This is a genomic window from Clostridium sartagoforme (genome assembly GCF_004794105.1).
GTDB lineage: Bacteria > Bacillota > Clostridia > Clostridiales > Clostridiaceae > Clostridium > Clostridium sartagoforme_B.
The window spans coordinates 1-533 of sequence record NZ_SRYR01000038.1 but is presented as its reverse complement, the minus strand read 5'-3'; the positions used below and the strand labels follow the sequence as shown (position 1 = coordinate 533).

The 533-nt window shown below is 49.0% G+C and carries 1 rRNA gene; it reads right to left on the bottom strand.

Annotated elements, in window-relative coordinates:
- Positions 1–533 (bottom strand): 23S ribosomal RNA (locus tag E5347_RS16740); the annotation flags it as partial.

Here is a 533-nt window from a genome sequence, read left to right as displayed (position 1 = left end):
GCCTTAGGATTCTCTCCTCATCTACCTGTGTCGGTTTGCGGTACGGGCACTACTTCTCTCTCTAGATGCTTTTCTTGGAAGCAGGGAATCAGATACTTCAGCCTTAATGGCCTTCCCCATCACACCTCAGGATTGTTAAAACGGATTTGCCTATCTTAACTCCCTAAATGCTTAGACTAGCATTTCCAATCGCTAGCACATCCTATCCTTCTCCGTCACACCATCGATAATAACGATAATAGTGGTATTGGAATATCAACCAATTGTCCATCACCTACGCCTTTCGGCCTCGGCTTAGGTCCCGACTAACCCTGGGCGGACGAGCCTTCCCCAGGAAACCTTAGATTTTCGGCCTGTAAGATTCTCACTTACATCTCGCTACTAATGCCAACATTCTCACTCGTAATCAGTCCACCGCTCCTTACGGTACGACTTCAGCCCGATTACGACGCTCCTCTACCGCTCAAGTAAACTTGAGCCCGTAGCTTCGGTGGTAAGTTTGAGCCCCGGACATTTTCGGCGCAGGATCTCTC